Source organism: Paraburkholderia madseniana, assembly GCF_009690905.1.
Taxonomy (GTDB): Bacteria; Pseudomonadota; Gammaproteobacteria; order Burkholderiales; family Burkholderiaceae; genus Paraburkholderia; species Paraburkholderia madseniana.
This window is the reverse complement of the sequence record NZ_VOSW01000366.1, coordinates 1-250: the sequence shown is the minus strand read 5'-3', so window position 1 is coordinate 250 and position 250 is coordinate 1. Positions and strand designations below refer to the sequence as shown.

Sequence of the window (250 nt, the reverse complement as noted above, 5' to 3'; positions counted from 1 at the left end):
CGCTTCCACAATTCGTCGTCAATTATTGGCTTGCCCATCCCCTTGACTCCGTCGTCACGACGACCAAGGTTAACAGCATGTCCATGAAGTTAACAGCCCCTTCAAGTCTTTTTGAAACCGTCTCTAAGTCACTGCTCGACAAGGTCAGAGCGATCATCAAAGGCCATACGAGCGTCACACAGGAAGTGCTGATACATAAGCTTAACCCGGTCATTCGGGGATGGGCAATGTATCACCGCCATGTGGTGGC

General features: G+C 50.8%; 1 protein-coding gene. It reads left to right on the top strand.

Annotation, left to right across the window (positions count from 1 at the left end; all coding sequences use genetic code 11):
• Positions 1-77: 77 nt before the first annotated feature.
• Positions 78-250, top strand: a 173-nt coding sequence (locus FSO04_RS49000) for a group II intron maturase-specific domain-containing protein (RefSeq protein ID WP_325063558.1), incomplete at its 3' end; no start/stop codon positions are given.